This is a genomic window from Paenibacillus antri (genome assembly GCF_005765165.1).
In the GTDB taxonomy this organism is placed as follows: Bacteria; Bacillota; Bacilli; order Paenibacillales; family YIM-B00363; genus Paenibacillus_AE; species Paenibacillus_AE antri.
The window spans coordinates 1-1,261 of sequence record NZ_VCIW01000056.1 but is presented as its reverse complement, the minus strand read 5'-3'; the positions used below and the strand labels follow the sequence as shown (position 1 = coordinate 1,261).

2 protein-coding genes are annotated in these 1,261 nt (G+C 46.6%); both read right to left on the bottom strand.

Features of this window, described 5'->3' with window-relative positions; translation table 11 throughout:
• Positions 1-10: 10 nt before the first annotated feature.
• Positions 11-859 (bottom strand): IS3 family transposase, encoded by an 849-nt coding sequence (locus FE782_RS31970; protein ID WP_238392742.1) that lies wholly within the window; start codon positions 857-859, stop codon positions 11-13.
• An 11-nt stretch (positions 860-870) separates the two neighbouring features.
• Positions 871-1,188 carry a transposase gene (locus tag FE782_RS31965; protein WP_138198422.1) on the bottom strand — a complete coding sequence of 106 codons (318 nt, stop codon included), beginning with the start codon at positions 1,186-1,188 and terminating at the stop codon, positions 871-873.
• Between the last annotated feature and the right edge of the window lie 73 nt (positions 1,189-1,261).

The window sequence follows — 1,261 nt, the reverse complement described above, 5'->3', positions numbered from 1 at the left end:
AAAAAATCTCTTAAGCCGTAAATTGTGCGGCAAAACGAACCGGCGACAAATATCCCAGCGACCCATGGATTCGTTTCCGGTTATAGAAGAATTCAATGTACCTGTAGATCTCATTGTAAGCTTGCTGCTTTGTTTTGAATTTCTTGCAGTACACGAGTTCCTTCTTCAAAATACTGTGGAATGACTCCATGGACGCATTGTCGTAGCAGTTTCCTTTCCGGCTCATGCTTGCCTGTATCTCAAAGCTCTGAAGCCGTGAACGGTACTCCAGGGACGCATACTGTGCCCCACGGTCGGAATGATGGATTAGTCCTGAAGTTGGCTTCTTGGCCGCAAAGGCGTCCTCCAACGCTCCCAGCACGAGGTCTGTCGTCATACGACTTCCAAGGCGCCAACCTACGATTTCTCGAGTACAAAGATCCATGACACTTGCAAGATACTGTCTGCCTTCACGACAAGGGATGTACGTGATATCTGCGACCCATACGCTGTTTGGCATTTCAACCTCAAAGTTCTGATCAAGCACATTCGGGGCAATCGGATCATCGTGATTGGAGTCGGTTGTTGTCACTCTGAACCTTCGTGCAACGCACGAGCGCAGCCCTAGTTCATGCAGGTATTTACCTACTGTCCGCTCAACGATGTCGTATCCTTCAAGATGCAGTAAATGCGTGATCTTAGGTGCTCCGTACCGCTCTTCCGAATCGTAGAAGTGGAATTTAATGCGTTCGACGATTTCAAGTTTCAGCAGCTCTCGTCTACTCGGATCAGACGCTTCCCATTTGTAGAATCCGCTCCTAGAGACATCTAACACTTTGCACATCTTCTCCAATGGGAACACGGAGCGGTGTTCCTCGATGAACTGAAACCTCAGTTCCTTGGTTTGCTGAAGATGTGCACCGCCTTTTTTACAATCGCTAGCTCTTCTTCCGCATTAGCGATTCGCCTGTCCTTCTCTTTTAGTTCTTGTTCTTTCTGCTTAAGGAGTTGCTCTAGTTCACGTACTCGGTCTACGCTTGCGACCGATTCGTTGTCAAACTGACGGTATTTCCCCAACCAAGAATGTAGCGTCTTCGCAGGAATATTTAATTCCTCGGCAATGTCTGTCACCGATTTGCATTGTTCCTGGATGTACTTAACCGTCTGTTTTTTAAACTCCTCATTGTAGCTCTGCCGCTGTTCACTCATGTGAACACCTCCTAGTTAAGTTCATTATTTAATGTCTCTTAACTGGTGTCCACTTTTTATTCTAGTTGCAAAA

Excerpts from the sequence above, each read along its gene's own strand:
- FE782_RS31965 (WP_138198422.1), bottom strand. The coding sequence starts at position 1,188 with ATGAGTGAACAGCGGCAGAGCTACAATGAGGAGTTTAAAAAACAGACG.